This window comes from Lachnospira sp. CLA-JM-H23 (assembly GCF_040096425.1).
GTDB lineage: Bacteria > Bacillota > Clostridia > Lachnospirales > Lachnospiraceae > Lachnospira > Lachnospira rogosae.
On sequence record NZ_JBBMET010000001.1, the window covers coordinates 251,991 to 269,310 of the forward strand.

The 17,320-nt window shown below is 34.8% G+C and carries 17 protein-coding genes; all 17 read left to right on the top strand.

Going from position 1 to position 17,320, the window contains the following annotated elements; translation table 11 throughout:
- The first annotated feature begins 16 nt into the window (after window positions 1-16).
- Complete coding sequence (locus WMO42_RS01130; RefSeq protein WP_022502856.1) at window positions 17-886, top strand: sulfate ABC transporter permease subunit; 870 nt, start codon at window positions 17-19, stop codon at window positions 884-886.
- Entirely contained in the window at window positions 886-1,947 is a 1,062-nt protein-coding gene (gene cysA, locus WMO42_RS01135; RefSeq protein WP_022502855.1) for a sulfate ABC transporter ATP-binding protein, read from the top strand. The genes WMO42_RS01130 and cysA overlap by 1 nt, the downstream gene beginning before the upstream one ends.
- 118 nt (window positions 1,948-2,065) lie before the next feature.
- Window positions 2,066-3,787, top strand: a complete 1,722-nt coding sequence (locus tag WMO42_RS01140) for an adenylyl-sulfate reductase subunit alpha (protein WP_090139495.1) — start codon at window positions 2,066-2,068, stop codon at window positions 3,785-3,787.
- Window positions 3,771-4,085: a ferredoxin family protein gene (locus WMO42_RS01145; RefSeq protein ID WP_022502852.1), complete on the top strand. Its 315-nt coding sequence runs from the start codon at window positions 3,771-3,773 to the stop codon at window positions 4,083-4,085. Before WMO42_RS01140 ends, WMO42_RS01145 begins: the two co-directional genes overlap by 17 nt.
- A gap of 17 nt (window positions 4,086-4,102) precedes the next feature.
- Complete coding sequence (cysD, locus tag WMO42_RS01150) at window positions 4,103-5,002, top strand: sulfate adenylyltransferase subunit CysD (protein ID WP_090139497.1); 900 nt, start codon at window positions 4,103-4,105, stop codon at window positions 5,000-5,002.
- 1 nt (window position 5,003) lies between these two features.
- Window positions 5,004-6,719, top strand: a complete 1,716-nt coding sequence (locus tag WMO42_RS01155) for a GTP-binding protein (protein ID WP_349191428.1) — start codon at window positions 5,004-5,006, stop codon at window positions 6,717-6,719.
- Window positions 6,720-7,147: 428 nt separating this feature from the next.
- Window positions 7,148-7,870, top strand: a complete 723-nt coding sequence (locus WMO42_RS01160; RefSeq protein ID WP_055306448.1) for a LytTR family DNA-binding domain-containing protein — start codon at window positions 7,148-7,150, stop codon at window positions 7,868-7,870.
- A gap of 120 nt (window positions 7,871-7,990) precedes the next feature.
- Window positions 7,991-9,313 (top strand): GHKL domain-containing protein, encoded by a 1,323-nt coding sequence (locus WMO42_RS01165; protein WP_349191369.1) that lies wholly within the window; start codon window positions 7,991-7,993, stop codon window positions 9,311-9,313.
- A 192-nt stretch (window positions 9,314-9,505) separates the two neighbouring features.
- Complete coding sequence (locus tag WMO42_RS01170; protein WP_022502847.1) at window positions 9,506-9,649, top strand: cyclic lactone autoinducer peptide; 144 nt, start codon at window positions 9,506-9,508, stop codon at window positions 9,647-9,649.
- A 37-nt stretch (window positions 9,650-9,686) separates the two neighbouring features.
- Entirely contained in the window at window positions 9,687-10,292 is a 606-nt protein-coding gene (locus WMO42_RS01175; protein WP_055175483.1) for an accessory gene regulator B family protein, read from the top strand.
- A gap of 124 nt (window positions 10,293-10,416) precedes the next feature.
- Entirely contained in the window at window positions 10,417-10,566 is a 150-nt protein-coding gene (locus tag WMO42_RS01180) for a hypothetical protein (RefSeq protein ID WP_156333748.1), read from the top strand.
- A gap of 57 nt (window positions 10,567-10,623) precedes the next feature.
- Window positions 10,624-11,646, top strand: a complete 1,023-nt coding sequence (locus WMO42_RS01185) for a TRAP transporter substrate-binding protein (RefSeq protein ID WP_070101463.1) — start codon at window positions 10,624-10,626, stop codon at window positions 11,644-11,646.
- Between the two features lie 2 nt (window positions 11,647-11,648).
- Window positions 11,649-13,127, top strand: a complete 1,479-nt coding sequence (locus WMO42_RS01190) for a histidine kinase (protein WP_349191372.1) — start codon at window positions 11,649-11,651, stop codon at window positions 13,125-13,127.
- On the top strand, window positions 13,108-14,010 hold the full coding sequence (locus WMO42_RS01195) for a response regulator (protein WP_055175477.1): 903 nt from the start codon (window positions 13,108-13,110) through the stop codon (window positions 14,008-14,010). The genes WMO42_RS01190 and WMO42_RS01195 overlap by 20 nt, the downstream gene beginning before the upstream one ends.
- Before the next feature lie 479 nt (window positions 14,011-14,489).
- Window positions 14,490-15,482: a TRAP transporter substrate-binding protein gene (locus WMO42_RS01200; protein ID WP_242854141.1), complete on the top strand. Its 993-nt coding sequence runs from the start codon at window positions 14,490-14,492 to the stop codon at window positions 15,480-15,482.
- The gene (locus WMO42_RS01205) at window positions 15,482-15,967 is read left to right on the top strand and encodes a TRAP transporter small permease (RefSeq protein WP_022205341.1); all 486 of its coding nucleotides are present in this window, start codon (window positions 15,482-15,484) and stop codon (window positions 15,965-15,967) included. The genes WMO42_RS01200 and WMO42_RS01205 overlap by 1 nt, the downstream gene beginning before the upstream one ends.
- The gene (locus tag WMO42_RS01210; RefSeq protein WP_055175466.1) at window positions 15,964-17,274 is read left to right on the top strand and encodes a TRAP transporter large permease; all 1,311 of its coding nucleotides are present in this window, start codon (window positions 15,964-15,966) and stop codon (window positions 17,272-17,274) included. The genes WMO42_RS01205 and WMO42_RS01210 overlap by 4 nt, the downstream gene beginning before the upstream one ends.
- Window positions 17,275-17,320: the final 46 nt, after the last annotated feature.

Here is a 17,320-nt window from a genome sequence, read left to right on the forward strand (position 1 = left end):
AAAATGGAGGTTAAATATGAGCGAGAATGATAAGCTTGAAAAAAGAAAAAGAAGAACAAGAAGCATATGTATTCTTATCACTGTTTTGTTTATAACGGTTATGCTGATTATGCCTCTATTATCAATAATAGCAAGTTCATTAAAAGAGGGCTTTAGTTTTTACATTAAATCAATAACAACTCCATATGTATTGAGTGCGTTGAAGGTAACAATTATTGCTACTGTTGCTGCAGTTGTTATTAATACATTATTTGGAATTATAGCGGCATGGTTACTTACAAGATTTGATTTTAAAGGCAAGCAGGTGCTTGCAACACTTATTGATATACCATTTTCTATATCACCGGTTATTGTAGGTCTTGCGTTTCTTATGACATTTGGACGACTTGGTTTTTTCTATCCTGTTATAAGATGGTTTAATGAGTTTACAGGAAGCAATATAAGAATAGCCTTTGCGATACCGGGAGTTGTGCTTGCTACAATATTTGTTACATTTCCATATGTATCAAGAGAGATAATACCAGTGCTTAACTCACTCGGAAAGGACGAGGAGGAAGCGGCGGCTTTAATGGGTGCTAATGGTTTTACAATATTTTTTAAGATAACTCTTCCTAATATAAAATGGTCGTTGATATACGGAATAATTCTATGTACATCAAGAGCATTAGGAGAGTTCGGTGCGGTTAATGCATTATCAAAGACAAGAGGAGAGACATTCACGCTTCCACTTGAGATAGATGCACTGTATATGTCGGGTACAGATACATCAATAACATCGGCATTTGCAGTATCATCAATATTAGTAATTATAGCGATTATAGTTCTTGTATTAAGGAATATATTTGAACACAGACAAAGTGATTATAAGAAAGGAGGGCAAAAGTAATGTACGTTGAGATGAAGAATATTTTTAAGCAGTATGGAAACTTTCGTGCATCTGATAATGTGAATTTCGGAATAGAAAAGGGAAAGCTTGTTGCATTGCTTGGTCCTTCGGGAAGCGGTAAGACAACAATATTAAGAATGATTGCAGGTCTTGAAACACCAAGCTTTGGAGATATATATATTGATGGAAAGAGAGTTAATGATGTACCAGCTAATCAAAGAGAGATTGGTTTCGTATTTCAGAACTATGCTCTTTTTCGACATATGACAGTTTATGATAATATAGCATTTGGACTTAAGCTTAAGAAAGTTCCAAAAGATGAGATTAAGAAAAGAGTTACAGAGCTTCTTGATATAACAGGGCTTGCAGGTCTTGAGAAAAGGTATCCTAACCAGTTATCAGGTGGACAAAGACAGAGAGTAGCTTTTGCAAGAGCGTTAGCACCTAATCCATCAGTGCTTCTGTTAGATGAACCATTTGCGGCGATTGATGCAAAGGTAAGGACAGAACTTAGAACGTGGCTTCGCAGTATGGTTACCAGGCTTGGAATAACAAGTATATTCGTCACACACGATCAGGACGAAGCTGTTGAAGTGGCTGACGAGATTATAATTACTAACCACGGAAAGATAGAGCAGATGGGAAGTCCGATAGAGATATACAAATCTCCAGCAACACCATTTGTTGTTGAATTCATTGGAAAAGCTTCAGAGGTTAATGATTATTCAAAATTAAAAGGTTTTGATGAGATACAGGGAGCTAAAAGAGCAATAATAAGACCTGAATTTGTGAAGCTTTCTAAGTATGGAAAGCTCCAGCAGTACAACAGTGCTGCTGAGGAAGGTTATGTTGAGGATATTCTTTTCAGAGGCAATCATCTTGATGTAACTGTTAATATTGGAGGAACAATGATAACAGGAGAGTGGTCACTTGAGAAAGAGCCGCTACAGGTTGGGGAAAAGGTTCACGTTCTTATATATAGAATATACGCAGTTGATGATGAAAAGACATATCTTTGCGAGAACAAGGGTATGAGGGATGATGACGTATTCTATATTTAACCAGATTAAAGTTATGTTTCTGCCAGGTTAAATGCTTTGTGTGTATACGCACAGCTTCAGATTAGTATATATCTGATAAAGACCTGTGGACAAGTTTTACAATGAGAAAGGAAAGTTTATGCAGATTAATGGTTTAAACAGATTAACAACAGATGTGCTTATTATAGGTGGTGGAACAGCAGGCTGTTATGCGGCACTTACAATAAGGGAAAAGTCAGATGCTTCAATTATAATTGCAGAAAAGGCGAATATAAAGAGAAGCGGCTGTCTTGCGGCTGGTGTTAATGCGATAAATGCTTACATAGTTGAAGGCAGAAAGCCAGAGGATTATGTTGAATATGCAAAGAAAGATGCTGACGATATTGTGAGGGAAGATTTACTTCTTACAATGTCAGAAAGACTTAACGAAGTAACAGCCAAGATGGAAAAGCTTGGACTTGTAATTCTTAAAGATGAGAATGGCAGATATGTTGCAAGAGGCAACCGTAATATTAAGATTAACGGTGAGAATATTAAGCCAATACTTGCAGATGCAGTAAATAGTCTTGAAAATGTAATTGTAATTAACAGACTTAATATAACTGATTACATAGTAAAGGATAATACAATTCTTGGTGCTGTTGGTTTTAATATTGATACTGGTGAAGCTTATGAGATAAGAGCTAAGAAGGTATTATGTGCGACTGGTGGAGCGGCTGGATTGTACAAGCCTAACAATCCAGGATTTTCAAGACATAAAATGTGGTATCCTCCATTTAATACAGGTGCTGGTTTTGCTATGGGTATTAATGCAGGTGCAGAGATGACAACGTTTGAAATGCGTTTTATAGCTTTAAGATGTAAAGATACAATAGCTCCTACAGGAACAATAGCACAGGGAGTTGGTGCAAAGCAGGTGAATTCTTTAGGTGAGGTATACGAGAACCGGTATGGACTTACAACTTCACAGAGAGTATACGGAACTGTAAGGGAGAACATTGAGGGCAGAGGTCCTTGTTACTTAAGAACAGAAGGAATAAGCAGTGAGCAGGATGAGTCATTAAAGAAAGCATACCTTAATATGGCACCAAGCCAGACACTTAAATGGATAGAGTCTGGAAAGAACCCAAGTGAGCAGAATGTTGAGATAGAAGGAACAGAGCCTTATATTGTAGGCGGACATACGGCGAGTGGTTACTGGGTTGATACTAATAGAAGGACAACAATCAATGGTCTTTATGCGGCAGGAGATGTTGCAGGAGGCTGTCCTCAGAAGTATGTGACAGGTGCTATGGCAGAAGGTGAAATTGCGGCAGAAGATATTGTTAAGGAATTGAATAGATCGGACATCACAGAGAATGCATTTTCACAGAGTACAGCTGATGAATATGCAGACAAGCTTACTGATGAAAGAATAAAAGAATATAACGAATATCTTAGGCGTGAGGATAAAGATACCATTTTCTCGACAGAAGAACTTGAGGAAGCTATGCAGAAGGTTATGGATACATATGCTGGTGGTATAGGAAGTCATTACCAGTTCAATGAAAAGCAGCTTAAGCTTGCCAAAGAAAAGATTGAACAGATAGAAACTCTTTCAGAAAAAGCTAACGCTAAAGATTATCATGAGCTTATGTTTGTATATGAATTAAAGGAAAGACTTACAGTCTGTCAGGTGCTTATAGAACATTTGAAAGCAAGAAAAGAAACAAGATGGCACAGCTTTGCGGAGAACCTTGATTACCCAGAGAAGTCAGATGAATGGCTTAAGTATGTTAATACAAGAAAGGTAGACGGAAGGATAGAAGTGAAATATAGAAATCTTGTGGGAAGAGGTGAGACATATGAGCATAGTAATTAATAAGGAGAAATGTGCTGGCTGCGGACAATGCAGTATCGTCTGTCCGGGAAGTCTTATTAAGATGGGAGAAGATAAGAAAGCATATATGAAGTATCCTAAGGACTGCTGGGGATGTTCATCTTGTATCAAGGAATGTAAGTTTGAAGCTATCGCACTTTATCTTGGAGCAGATATGGGAGGTATGGGAAGTAAGATGAGCGTTATTTCCAAAGGCGACTTCCTTAACTGGAATATAGATAAGACAGACGGAAGCAGGGAAACGATAGTAATTAATAAGAAGGAATCTAATAAATACTAGAAAGGACGGATAAAAGAATGGCAGAGTTATCACATCTTGATCAGCTTGAAGCTGAGGCAATATATATAATAAGAGAGGTGGCGGCTGAGTGTGAAAAGCCGGTTATGCTTTACTCAATAGGAAAGGATAGTTCAGTAATGCTTCATCTTGCAATGAAAGCATTCTATCCGGAGAAGCCACCATTTCCATTTCTTCATGTTAACACAACATGGAAGTTCAAGGAAATGATTAAGTTCAGAGATGAAACAGCTAAGAAGCTTGGCATTGAAATGTTAGAATATATCAATGAAGATGGTGTTAAGAAAGGAATTAATCCTTTTGACTATGGTTCAGTGTATACAGATATTATGAAGACACAGGCATTAAAGCAGGCACTTAATAAATATGGTTTCACAGCAGCTTTTGGTGGTGGACGTAGAGATGAAGAAAAGTCGAGAGCCAAAGAAAGAATATTCTCTTTCCGTAATGAAAACCACGCATGGGATCCTAAGAACCAGAGACCAGAAATGTGGAAGTTATACAATTCACGTATTAACAAGGGTGAAAGCATAAGAGTATTCCCAATCTCTAACTGGACAGAGACTGATATATGGCAGTACATAAAGAGAGAAAATATAGATATCGTACCTCTTTACTTTGCGGATAAAAGACCAGTTGTTGAAAGAGACGGAATGTTAATTATGGTTGATGATGATCGTTTCAAGTTAAGAGAAGGCGAAAAGATTGAATACAAGAATGTAAGATTCAGAACACTTGGCTGCTATCCTCTTACTGGTGGTGTTGAGTCTAATGCAACAACACTTGATGAAATTATTGATGAAACTCTTAGTGCAGTATCTTCTGAGAGAACAACAAGAGTAATTGATAATGAAGCAGCAGGTAGTATGGAAAGAAGAAAGAGAGAGGGGTATTTCTAAGATGATAGGATTATTAAAATTTATTACATGCGGAAGCGTGGATGATGGAAAGTCTACATTAATAGGACATATATTATATGATTCAAAGCTTTTATATGCCGATCAGGAAAAGGCTTTAGAGCTTGACAGTAAAGTAGGAAGCCGAGGTGGTGCTATTGATTACTCGCTTCTTCTTGACGGACTTATGGCAGAACGTGAACAGGGTATCACAATCGATGTTGCTTACAGATATTTTACAACAGATAAGAGAAGCTTTATCGTAGCTGATACACCAGGTCACGAAGAATATACAAGAAATATGGCGGTTGGTGCTTCATTTGCTGACCTTGCAATAATTCTTATTGATGCTAAGCAGGGTGTTCTTGTGCAGACTAAAAGACACGCAAGAATATGTGCCCTTATGGGAATTAAATATTTCGTATTTGCAGTAAATAAGATGGATTTAGTTGGTTACTCAGAAGAAAGATTTAACGAGATAACTAAGCAGATTGATGAATTATCTAAAGAACTTGGACTTGCAAGTGTAAAGATTATCCCTGTATCAGCAACAGAGGGTGACAATATTACAGTTAAATCTGATAATACACCTTGGTATCCAGGCGAAGCACTTCTTACTTACCTTGAAAATGTGGATGTAAGCGAAAAGAAGAAGGAAGAAGGTTTTTATATGCCAGTTCAGAGAGTATGCCGTCCAGACCATACTTTCAGAGGATTTCAGGGGCAGATTGAATCAGGCGTTGTATCAGTTGGTGATGATATAATCACACTTCCTAGTGGTGAGTCAGCTAAGGTTAAGAGTATTCTTGTTGGTGATAAGGATAGTCAGTCAGCACAGGAAGGACAGCCAGTTACAATCCAGCTTGATAAAGAAGTTGACGTATCAAGAGGATGTGTACTTTCAAGCGGAACAACACTTCCAGTAAGCAAGTCACTTACAGCAACAATACTCTGGATGGACGATGCAGAACTTACAGTTGGTAAGGATTACATTGTTAAGATTGGCACTAAGCAGGTTCTTGGTGTATTAAAGAACATTCAGTACAAGATAGACGTCAATACAGGAAATTTCCTTCCAGCTAATGGACTTAGCAAGAATGAGATAGCAGTGTGCGATATTGGACTTCAGGAAGCAGTTGTTATTGATGAATTTGCAAAACATAAGACGCTTGGCGAACTTATTCTTATAGATAGAATAAGCAATATGACATCTGCCTGCGGTGTTGTCACAGATTCGAGTGCATATGATAACAAAGAAGTAAAATGTGCATTTGTAAATGGAAGCCTTAAAGGAAATGCAGATATATTTGAAGAATATTATTATAACCTTGAAAGTGCTACAGTTACAAAGGTAAGCCCATCAGGCAAGACATACAAGGTCGGAGATGTAATTAACGTAAGCGGTGAGACATACAGCTATCCAGATAACTTTGATGTAATCGTTCTTCGTGATAAAGTAGCAGTTACAGTAAGAGATAAGAAGATAGAAGCAATCACAAAGCTAGAAGAATATACATACACAGGAACACCAGTAATCAACAGCCGTGGCTTTGAAATCAGGCTCAATGGTGAGGATGACTACAACAACCTTATAAATGACTTAAATGCCATCGAAACGGCTAACAAACCACTCAATGATGAATTCTTCAACAAGTGGACAAAATTCGATACTTACAGAAAAATCATCTTCAAGGATGAAGTATGGGAATATGTAATATAATGAGCCGTGCCTGACTTAACAGCAAAGTGATGCTTGTGCTTGCACAAAGCAGCACTTTGAAGCTAAGTCAGATAGGGCGAAGCCCGACAGTTCCAGAAGCCAGAGGCTTCTGGAACTTGCACGGTGTAAGCATCTTCTCCCACCCACCAGCCTATGAACAGTGCGTTAGCACGCCTTCATAGGCACAAATATTAAATACAAACATATATACTAACAATATCCTCTCGTCCAGAGAGAAAAAACTACCATATATGCCCCGGTAAGTCATTATCAGACTATCATTGCAATTATTACAATATTCTTCACCCCACATTATTGCGAACCAACCTAAGATTATGTATAATATTATCTATTATGATATGCATGCAGAAAGTAATTTTGCTACTCACATCATTATATTATTAATGTACGAAAGCAGGCGGATAATTATGGAGTTTGTTATATGTGATGATGATAGATTGTACGCATCCCAGTTTATTGAACAGCTTAAAGTGTTGGAAAGCCAATACGATGAGCTGTTCAATTGCGTTTATTATGACCATTATGAGAACTTTATGGAGAGCCTTAGAAATAAGGAATGTGATAAAGCCGATATATATTTTTTAGACATAGAATTTGGCGAAGTGTATGGTATGGACGTGGCAAAGATTATAACAAGAATGAACAGGAATGCCGGTATTGTGTACATTACGAATTATGAAGAATATGCAATCAAGGCATTTGTGTGCAGACCATTAGGATTTATAAGAAAAAAGCACGATGCAGAGGATATAAAAGTTACAATGGATAAGATAATATCATATATGAATGATAAAAATGTGTTGTATACCTTTAAGAATAACAGGAATACGCTTGTGTTAAATCTTTCGACAGTATTATACATAGAAATGTCCAATCATGATATGAACATATATATGACAGATGACTGCCGGGTTGTAAGGGATAAGATTTCAAGAGTAGAGAAGGAATTGGCGGCTAAAGGCTTCGTTAAGATTAACAGGTCAAGTCTTGTTAATATGGAGCATATTGTAAATATTAAAGATGATGAGGTAATAATTGATAATGGTACAAAGCTGTATATAACTGGCAATAAGCAGGAAATGATTATACGTGACTGGCAGGCGTATATTATGGGATATAGTGAGCAGTAAGAGTAAGTGATAGAAAAAGCTGAAAGAATATGCAGATATAGTAAGCGTTACGGGTACATACAGTTTAGCGAATGCTGGATAGAATATACATAGTAAATGATAAAAAAGATTGGAGAAAATATGGATAAAGTTTCGTTTATAGTTGAAACACTTGCAAATATTAATCAGAGCATTTTGCTTATATATTTTTTATGCGGTACATTGAACGTTAATAAAAAGATTAATTCCAAGATTGCAGTAATATCAGGTGTTTCGATAATATTTGCATATCTGGAAATCCAGTATATGGTTGTTCCGTTTGAGGGACTTGGTGTTGGCATATTGTGGGCAATGCTTGTTATATATGCGTGCCTTTTTATGGATGGCAATATATTTCAGAAAATGTATGCTTCAATGTTTATTATAGCAACGATAATATTTGTTACGGTACTTTTGGGCAGTATAATGGGAGCATTGTATAATGTGCATTTTATAGAATTCACAGGAACAGCTTCTATGGAAAAGTGCCTGCTGGTTATTCTTATACAGATAACAATATGGATTGTTGCGGTAATACTTGTAAGAATATTAAGAAGATACAGCTATGGAGTGAATATTAAGGACACGGTAATAATTATGGCGGCTATGATAATGTCAGTTATTATCACCAATGAAGTGCAGATGATGTCAACAGACAGTGATGCTGAGAAAATGATAGTGCGCTCAATTATAATAATGATATGTGTAACAATAATGTTTATCCTGTGTGTGGCATTGTATGAGATTATACAACGCAGTACATACGCTCTTATGGAGCAGACAATAATGGAACAGGCATATAAAAGCAGATTAGAAAATGTCGAGGATATAGAAACGAATGTCGAGCGTATATCAAGAATAAAACACGAACTTAATAAGACACTGATTGCTGCTAATCTTATGCTTAAGGATGGACGTACTGAGGAGGCAAGAGAATTCTTAAGCCAGTTTGATGGAGATCTGGATAAAATAATTGTTGAGAAAATGTATACTAATAATATAATTATCAACGAGTTCCTTACAAAGAAATCTAAAGATTGCAGACAGAAAAACATAGATTTTGTGGCTGTTGTCAACGGAGAGTTAAAGCTCATTAAAAATGTAGATATATTCTGTGTGCTTTCTAATCTGCTTGATAATGCAATTGAGGCTCAGACATTTGTTGATAATAAGAGAGTTGAGGTATTTATAGATGAGAATGAGGATGTATGTTCCTTAAAAATATATAACAGCATATCAGATGATATGGTAAAAGCCTTCAAAGAAGATACTTTATTTAATACACACAAAAATGATAAATTAATGCATGGATATGGTCTTAAAAATGTAAATGATGTTGTAAAGAAATATAATGGCAGAATTAATTATTCAATAATAGGTACTTGTGTTCTTTGCTGTAGTGTAATTCTTTACAGGGAAAAATAAATTCACGACATATAAGATATAATTCACGACACGCTTATTGAAATGATGGAAATAAATGTTAATATTAAATCAGCTTTTGTGCTAACTCGAATAAGGGATGAGAGTTGAGGATAGAATGAGAGCTGATTTATCAGCATCAGATATATTAATACTTGTAACGTCAGACGTCAGGTAGGAAAGGAGTTGGAAGATATGAAGAAGAGCAATGTATTATTAAATTGTGTTGCTAAGGCGGCACAGCATTCTGCTAAGAAGGCTGTAAACAGTGCTTCAATATGGAGCTGCTATCAGCCAAAAGAACCACAGACAGCAGCTAAGTTAAAGAAGAACAGATAATACCAATGTATTACTGAGAGGTAAGGGGATAGGGATAATGCTAGGAAGAATAGCAGATAGTATTGCAGTTCTTTTTTTGAAGAAGAACATAATTAATGAAGATGAGCTCCCTGTATACCAATATGGTATGCAGGTGCTTATCTGCAATATAGCAGGAATGTTGACAGTCCTTATTGTTGGCATATTAATATCAAGACTGGTTGAAAGCATAATATTTATTACAATCTATGCTACATTAAGAATATATACAGGAGGGTATCATGCAAGAACTCCATTAGTATGTAATATAGTATTTCTTGGGACATATTTAGTTACAGTTATGCTTGAAGCTTTAAAAGTCAATAATTCGGTTGTATGGATAATGTATTTATTATCCTGCCTTATAATATTAAGATTTTCACCAATAGAGAATGTTAATAAAGAATTAGATGAGAAAGACAAAGAAATATATCGTAATAAAAGTTTGATAATTAGTACATTATTATTGATGATATTATTAGCGGGTGACATTACAGATAGATATAGTAATGGTGCAGTTAATAATATTATGATGAATATGTATAGTGATATAAGCCTTTATATGAAGCTTGTTATAATAAGCATAGCAGTGCTTATGTTATATGCACTTTTTAAAGACAAATAATTAATATAATAATATCTATTATAATTCCCATAGGTTATATGCTTAAAAGAGTACAAACCTATGGGATTTTTGCGTGTATAATAGATATGTGAAATTTAAGCAGAAAAGTAGTATAATGACATTTATGATGGAAATTTCAACAGGCAACTTCCATTTAGGATTTGGTATTGGTACGATACTTGCAATCATTAGTGTTGACAGGGTTATTGCTTTGTTTAATAATTTGTTTATGGAGAAGATGAACAAAGCAGTATTTGATTATTTCAAACAATAATATAAAATAAGGGTCATAATATTATGTATCTGTATTACAATTGGGAATGGAGTTATAATGAGAAAAAAGATAGTTGTGTCAGCAATAACAATCTTGGCTATATTAAATTCATTAGTTATAGTATTAATAAAATGTAATGAGCCACAGAATTCGCCTGTGATACCACAGATTATACTTGTGTATGCGGAAAATCAGGTTGAAGATTATCCTACTACAAAAGGTGCTTACGAATTTGCACGTCTTGTAAGTGAGAAGACTAATGGAAGAATTAAGATAGTTGTTAAATGTAATGGTGAACTGGGTGATGAAAAGTCGATTATCGAACAGCTTAAATTCGGTGGAATAGATTTTTCAAGAGTTTCTATATCTTCAATATCTGATGATATTCCAGAATTAAAAGTTATCCAGATGCCGTTTTTATATTCAGATGCACAGGAGATGTGGGATGTATTAAATGGCGATGATGGAAAGCAGTTTATAGATGCAGTTGGGAAAAGCAATCTTGGGGTAAGGACTTTATCCTGGTATGATGCAGGTGCAAGAAGCTTTTATTCGGTTAAACCTGTTACGACAATACAAGATTTGTATGGTTTAAATTTAAGAGTACAGGAGTCAGAGCTTATGTCTGAAACGGTAGAATTACTTGGAGCCAATCCTGTGAAGATGATATATTCAGAAGTCTATAAGGGGCTTAAGACAAGAAAAATAGACGGAGCAGAAAATAGTCTTGTATCATATATATATTCAAAGCACTATGAACAGGCGAAATACTGCATACTTGATGAGCATACAAGAATTCCAGAAGTACAGCTTGTATCAGAGTATACATGGAATAAATTAACAGAAGAAGACAGGGCAGTAATATCGGAATGTGCCAAAGAGTCAGCCATATATGAAAGGTATATATGGAAGGACACAGAAGAAGAGGCTGTAAGGACAATTGAAGATAAAGATATAACAGTAATTGAAGTCAGTGAGGAAGAAAGACGAGACTTAAGAGAAAAGTTACAGCCAATATATGACAGATATTGTTTAGATTATATGGATATAATTGAGAAAATTGAAAAAAATCAGGAGTAAATATGTCTTTAAAAAGAAAAATCCAGTATGTATACACGATAAGCAGTGCAGTTGTTGCATTTGCACTTGTGCTTGGAATATTACTTTCCATAAAAGGAATGAGTATGCTGACAGATACATTGGACAATAATGATAAAGCTTTAAAATTATATAAGGCTGTAACTAAGGAACGTAATGCTTTAAAATTATATTTTGAAGATGAGCAGGCAGAATTACCTGAACAGATTGATGAAGTAAGAAATAATACTAAAGATATTCTTGGACAGATTCCAGCTGACTATAGTTATATGAATGAGGAACAATATATTATTATCCAGTCAATACATAATATATACGATAGTTATGACAATATATATAATAGTATTGTTAATTCCAATCTAAATGACAAAGATTATAGAAGTGCGATAGACAACTGTTATAAGGTCCAGAATTATCTGGAAGATTATGCCAAAAGGTATGAAAGCATAACAGTATCTTTAGGAAATGAGCAGTATAACAGCCAGAAAAAGCTATTTTATATAATACCAGTTATATGTATTATTATTGCATTTGTAGTAATAATGTTATCTATATGGATAAGGCTTTTTATGAATAGAAGCATTGTAAAACCGATATTAAAGCTTTCAGATGAGGCAAGAAGAATAAGTGTGAATGACTATTCCGGCGATGATATAATAATAGAAGGTGATGATGAAATTTCGCTTCTTATTAAAGAATTTACGCAGATGAAACATTCAACAAAGAATTATATTGTTACGCTTAAGGAAAAGCATAAGGTTGAACAACAGCTTGAGCATATGCGGTTTGAAATGCTTAAGAATCAGATTAACCCACATTTTCTTTTTAATACATTAAATCTTATTGCAGGGACAGCAGAGATTGAAGATGCCGTAACGACAGAGAAGATGATAAACACATTAAGCCGTCTTTTCAGATATAATTTTAAAACGCAGACTTCCATAATGCCATTGGAACAGGAAGTAAAGATAATGGACGATTATATGTATTTACAGCAGATGAGATTTGGACAGCGCATAAAGTATATGTGTGATGTTGATAACAGCAGTCTTGATGAGCTTGTGCCAGCATTTGTGTTACAGCCGCTTATTGAAAATGCAATTATACACGGATTATCATCTTTATCAGAAGGTGGTCTTATATATGTAAGAGGTTTTAAGAAAGATGATAAAATGTGGTTATCAATTGCAGATACAGGTGTTGGAATTGAAAAAGATAAACTCGACAGCATAAGAAAATATCTTGATAATATATTTGCACTGCCTGATACTGAAACAGCTGCATCTTCTGAGAATGATAGTAATTATGCTGACAGTGAAATAAATAGAAAAACTGTAGGAGTTGGCATTGGAAATATTGCATACAGAGTAAAAGGTATGTACAATAACAGTGGTATGAAGATTTATAGCAGAAAAAATCACGGAACGGTTATACAGATATATTTTGGCAATAATAGTAAATAATGTTGGTGCAGGTGAAAGACTTATGTACAGAGTATTATTAGTTGATGATGAGCAGATTGAGCGTATGGCACTGGCTAAGAAAATAGACAGGTATTACGGAGATAAAGTGAATATATATCAGGCTGTGAATGGAAGAGAAGCGGTTGCTATGTGCAGTGAACAGAAGAATGATATTATTATTATGGACATATCTATGCCTGAAATGAATGGCGTAATGGCAGCTAAATATATAAGACAGATGGATGATAAATGTTCAATTGTATTTTTAAGTGCGTATGATGACTTTGAATATGCAAGAAATGCAATTAAAGTAAAGGCTTTAGATTATCTGTTAAAGCCTTGTGATATTAATGATCTGCTGGCAGTTATGGATATGGCAATACAAAAGCTTGATAAAGAAAATGCTGTTAAGGAAAATACTGCTACAGATGGTAAAGGCAATATTTTTAAAGAAAATGCACGGTCTGGGAAAGAGAATGTTAAAGATACAGACATATATGCAGACAATAATAATATCAGAGATAACAGACACAAAAGAATGATAGATAATTTAAGAAATTCTGATGAGCAGACAACAGTTAAATACTTAAAGGAATATGTAGAAAATAATTATATATATGATATAACAATGCAGGAAGCCGCAGAAGAGATGGGATATTCTGATGCGTATTTCAGCAAGCTGTTTAAACAATATTTCAATCAGAATTTTACAGCATATCTTACAGAATATAGAATAAAGAAAGCAAAGGAACTGCTGGGTAATACCAATAACAGCATTAAGGATATAAGCAGAATGGTAGGGTATACTGACTCTAATTATTTTGCCAAAATATTCAAACGTATAGTTGGTGAAATTCCTTCAAAATACCGGGAGAATTTATAACATTAAGTATAAAATAGTTTTATGATTTTTAAAAATATATACTATATATAGAAGAAAATGTTAATTTATTATAAATTATAAATAAAAATAGCGGCTTCTGCCGGATATCATTACATTAATATGATATCTGACAGAAGCCGTTTTTATTTTGCTGCTTATATAGTAAAGTTGCACAATGTAATTATGTATAAACTGTGAAATATATCATATTATAACAAAAAAGTCTTCTTCTATGACAAACATTTACTGTATAAAAAGGAGGATATTACTTTTATTATATAGATAAAGAATGATGACAGGGAATTATCTGAACTGCAAATCAAAGGAATAATAAAGGGATAATTCGTGTGCATCAGTTATGGGCAAATGCCAGTTAACTCTGATAAATAGGGAGGCAATTAAATAATTAAGTTTAAAAAGTTGAAAACAAAAGGAGGAAACAGATGATTAAAAAAGTAATTAAACGCTGTACTATACTTATGTTATGTATAGTTATGACGGCAGGATTATTAGGCTGCAATCTGTCAGTAAATAACGGAAAACGTATAGTAAGAATAGCGATAGCACAGTCAGAAACACATCCAGAATATCTTGGACTTGTAGCTTTCAAGGAATATGTTGAGGAAAGACTTGGCGATAAATATGAAGTCCAGATATTTCCAAATGAATTATTAGGTTCAATACAGAAAACAATAGAGCTTACACAGACAGGAGCTATTGATTTCGCAGTTGCAGGTACAGCTAATCTTGAAACATTTGCAGATGTATATGAAGTGTTCAGTATGCCATATCTTTTTGATTCGATTGAAAGCTATAAGGCGGTAATGCAGGATACAGATTATATGGAAAATATATATGAATCAACAGATTCTTCCGGTTTCAGGGTTCTTACATGGTATAATGCCGGAACAAGAAATTTCTATGGCAAGAAGGCAATAAATACACCGGCAGACCTTTCTGGAATGAAGATAAGAGTACAGCAGAGTCCAGCCAGTGTAGCGATGATGCAGGCATTCGGAGCTGCTGCCTCTCCTATGAGTTTTGGTGAAGTGTATACAGCTATCCAGCAGGGTGTAATAGACGGTGCAGAGAATAACGAGCTTGCATTGACTAACAATAAACATGGTGAGGTTGCAAAGTATTACACTTATAATATGCACCAGATTATACCAGATATGCTTGTTGGTAATCTTAAGTTTATTCAGGGGCTTGATGAAGAAGAATTACAGGTGTTTAAGGAAGCTGCCTTAAAGTCTACAGAGGTCGAACTTGTAGAGTGGGACAAGTGCGTTGAGGAAGCTAAGAATATTGCCCAGAATGAAATGGGAGTTGAGTTTATATATCCAGATATCACACCTTTTAAAGAAAAGGTTAAAAATATGCAGCAGGATATGATTAAGAAAAATCCTTCAATAGTTGATATATATAATCATATTCAGGAAGTAAATAAAAGAGTAGGGGAGGAAAAGTAATGGCTATATTAGATAATATAAGAAATGTTATGAATAAAGTAATAAGAATTGTATGTATATTACTTTTTGCATTTATGGTTATTATTGGAACTTACCAGATACTTGTAAGATACATTTTCAATAGTCCAAGTACAGTTTCAGAAGAGCTTCTGACATATTCATTTACATGGATGTCCTTGTTTGCAGCTGCCTATGTGTTTGGTAAAAGAGAGCATATGAGAATGGGATTTCTTGCAGATAAGTTAAACAAAAAGAAGTTAACAATACTTAATGCTATAATTGAAATTATAATAATAGCATTTGCACTTATAGTAATGGTTTATGGTGGCATATCTATTACAAGCCTTTCAATGACACAAAAAACTGCATCGCTTGGAATTCCAATGGGATATGTATATATCGTTATTCCAATAACGGGAGTGGTTATTGCAGTATATGGAGTATTGAATGTTATATGTCTTATAAGGAAAGGAGAAGAAGCATGAGCATAGCATGGTTATCAGGTCTTATTATATTGGTTATTCTTATTATAATGCTAATAGCAGGAGCACCAATTGCAATTTCCCTTGCAGTTTCTTCAATATGTGCAATTCTTCCGGTATTATCTACAGAACCTGCGCTTATAACAGGCGCACAGAGAATATTTTCTGGAATTTCAGTATTTAATCTGATAGCTATTCCATTTTTTATTCTTGCTGGTAATATTATGAATAAGGGTGGAATTGCCATAAAGCTTATTAATTTTGCAAAGATATTTACAGGAAGAATACCGGGCTCTCTTGCACATACAAATGTTGTAGCTAATATGCTTTTTGGTGCAATATCAGGTTCGGGTACGGCAGCAGCTTCAGCTATGGGTGCTATTATAGGACCAGTTGAAGAGGAAGAGGGTTATGATAAGAACTTTTCTGCAGCAGTAAATATAGCTACAGCACCTACAGGATTACTTATACCACCTAGTAATGTAATGATTACATTTGCTATGGTCAGCGGCGGAACTTCAATAGCAGCACTCTTTATGGCAGGTTATATTCCGGGAATTCTCTGGGGACTTGCATGTATGATAGTAATTTATGTATATGCAAAGAAAAGAGGCTATACAAGCAGCAAGCGTTATGCGCTTAAGGAAAAGACTAAAATAATACTTGAAGCATTACCTTGTCTTCTTATGATTATTATCGTTATCGGTGGTATTATTGGTGGTATTTTTACAGCAACAGAGGGTGCAATCGTTGCAGTTGTATATAGTCTTATACTTTCACTTGTATTTTATAAGTCTATTAAAGTAAGCGAACTTCCAAAGCTTCTTATGGACAGTGCGGAAATGACAGGAATAATTATTTTCCTTATCGGTGTATCAAGCATAATGTCGTGGGTAATGGCATTTACAGGAATTCCAGCAGCTATATCAGGAGTAATGCTTAGTATCAGCAGCAACAAGTATGTTATTCTTCTTATAATAAATGTTATTCTTCTGATTGTCGGAACATTTATGGATATGACACCAGCCTGCCTTATATTTACACCTATATTTCTTCCAATATGTCAGGCAGTTGGTATGAATACAATTCATTTCGGTATTATGATGATATTTAACTTATGTATCGGAACAATCACACCTCCGGTGGGAACAACCCTTTTCGTAGGCGTTAAGGTAGGTAAGACAAAGATAGAAGATGTTATAAAGCCTTTACTTTATTATTTCGCAGCAATATTTATTGTACTTTTACTTGTAACTTATATACCGGCTATTTCGTTATGGCTTCCGGGATTATTAGGATATGTAAAGTAGAAGATTGTTATATAAAATGGTACTTGAAAAATAGTAAAGAAGTTAT

Excerpts from the sequence above, each read along its gene's own strand:
- WMO42_RS01165 (WP_349191369.1), top strand. The coding sequence starts at position 7,991 with ATGGATAAAGTTTCGTTTATAGTTGAAACACTTGCAAATATTAATCAG.
- WMO42_RS01155 (WP_349191428.1), top strand. The coding sequence starts at position 5,004 with ATGATAGGATTATTAAAATTTATTACATGCGGAAGCGTGGATGATGGA.
- WMO42_RS01200 (WP_242854141.1), top strand. The coding sequence starts at position 14,490 with ATGTTATGTATAGTTATGACGGCAGGATTATTAGGCTGCAATCTGTCA.
- WMO42_RS01130 (WP_022502856.1), top strand. The coding sequence starts at position 17 with ATGAGCGAGAATGATAAGCTTGAAAAAAGAAAAAGAAGAACAAGAAGC.
- WMO42_RS01190 (WP_349191372.1), top strand. The coding sequence starts at position 11,649 with ATGTCTTTAAAAAGAAAAATCCAGTATGTATACACGATAAGCAGTGCA.
- WMO42_RS01145 (WP_022502852.1), top strand. The coding sequence starts at position 3,771 with ATGAGCATAGTAATTAATAAGGAGAAATGTGCTGGCTGCGGACAATGC.
- WMO42_RS01160 (WP_055306448.1), top strand. The coding sequence starts at position 7,148 with ATGGAGTTTGTTATATGTGATGATGATAGATTGTACGCATCCCAGTTT.
- WMO42_RS01170 (WP_022502847.1), top strand. The coding sequence starts at position 9,506 with ATGAAGAAGAGCAATGTATTATTAAATTGTGTTGCTAAGGCGGCACAG.
- cysD (WP_090139497.1), top strand. The coding sequence starts at position 4,103 with ATGGCAGAGTTATCACATCTTGATCAGCTTGAAGCTGAGGCAATATAT.
- WMO42_RS01210 (WP_055175466.1), top strand. The coding sequence starts at position 15,964 with ATGAGCATAGCATGGTTATCAGGTCTTATTATATTGGTTATTCTTATT.
- WMO42_RS01185 (WP_070101463.1), top strand. The coding sequence starts at position 10,624 with ATGAGAAAAAAGATAGTTGTGTCAGCAATAACAATCTTGGCTATATTA.
- WMO42_RS01205 (WP_022205341.1), top strand. The coding sequence starts at position 15,482 with ATGGCTATATTAGATAATATAAGAAATGTTATGAATAAAGTAATAAGA.
- cysA (WP_022502855.1), top strand. The coding sequence starts at position 886 with ATGTACGTTGAGATGAAGAATATTTTTAAGCAGTATGGAAACTTTCGT.
- WMO42_RS01175 (WP_055175483.1), top strand. The coding sequence starts at position 9,687 with ATGCTAGGAAGAATAGCAGATAGTATTGCAGTTCTTTTTTTGAAGAAG.
- WMO42_RS01140 (WP_090139495.1), top strand. The coding sequence starts at position 2,066 with ATGCAGATTAATGGTTTAAACAGATTAACAACAGATGTGCTTATTATA.
- WMO42_RS01180 (WP_156333748.1), top strand. The coding sequence starts at position 10,417 with ATGATGGAAATTTCAACAGGCAACTTCCATTTAGGATTTGGTATTGGT.